Here is a 1,141-nt window from a genome sequence, read left to right on the forward strand (position 1 = left end):
GTAGAGCCCCAATCTCCTAACTTCAGGCAAAAATTCAAAGGGAATCTCAAAAAGGGGTTCGGAATTTTTTAATTCCGGACCCCTTTTGTCTACAAACTGAAAGTAGCCCTACGGGCTACTTTTTTATTCATATGGCACTAACCTGCCCCGTTAGTGCCATAAGAAAAAGGCTGCCGCAGCAACCCCTGTTATTGAACTAAAGCACCCGTTAGTTCATTAAGAAACCCTGTATTGAAACAAAGAAAAGAAATAATGAGACAACTACGCACCCCAAAAATCCTCCTTTTCTATCTTTTTGAAGTTCAGCTAATCCTCTCACTAACATAATTGCCCCCGAGATCAACATTAAATACGGCATAAACTCAAAGTTTTCAGTAATTAGCAGATAAGCTGATAAAGCAAGAACAATTATTGCTAAGATAATTCTAACTATTTTCAAGAATATATTTCCCCCTAAAAAATTAAGTTTTGTACGATTTTTTATTTAATCATACCATTTAACACCTTTTCATTTGTGTGGAAAATGGAAAGTCCTTCTTTCACTAACCTGCCCCGATAGTTCCATAATAAAAAGCTGCCTTAAAGGCAGCTCCGATCTTCAGCTAACGCACCCGTTAGTTTAAGTACAACCCTTCACAATCTTCCTAACCTGCCCCTTAGTTCCGTAAGAAAAAGGTTGCTGCAGCAACCTTAAGTCTTTTACAAGAGAAGCTCTTGGGTGATTCACTTAGGTTCTCATTGTGGTATTTTCACTTTAAAAGTTTCAAACTCGACAGGCTGTAAAGAATCCCCTTTAAAATCCAACTCTCTAGATTCACCATTTTCGTCAAGTTCCACTCCTCCTCCATCCGTTGGAAGTGCTAAATAAGGTGTGATCGTCAATTCCTTGATATCCTCACTGATGGGATCAAATTTATTCATCCCATTAAACACCATTCTCCCCTTATGGCGTTTACCTGTAACAGGACCTGAATGCGAGATGATTTCTTTACCATTTTCGTCCGTCATACGGAAATCTATATAGGACGCTCCCAATTCATCATCCAAATTCCCTTTTTCAGATGCCTCATACGAAAGTCCAACACCGGAAGGACTCAGAGCTAGTTCCGAAACAGTAAGCTTAATCCCTTCTGCTTGCTGT

General features: G+C 39.4%; 2 protein-coding genes. Both read right to left on the reverse strand.

What is annotated here, in order from left to right; all coding sequences use genetic code 11:
- Nucleotides 1-208: 208 nt before the first annotated feature.
- Nucleotides 209-439, reverse strand: coding sequence for a DUF3953 domain-containing protein (locus tag N9I19_RS24845; protein ID WP_214809758.1), 231 nt, complete (start codon nt 437-439; stop codon nt 209-211).
- Between the two features lie 296 nt (nt 440-735).
- On the reverse strand, nt 736-1,141 hold a 406-nt coding region (locus tag N9I19_RS24850), incomplete at its 5' end, for a DUF5643 domain-containing protein (protein ID WP_317779347.1).

Source organism: Peribacillus sp. CSMR9, assembly GCF_033141925.1.
GTDB lineage: Bacteria > Bacillota > Bacilli > Bacillales > DSM-1321 > Peribacillus > Peribacillus simplex_A.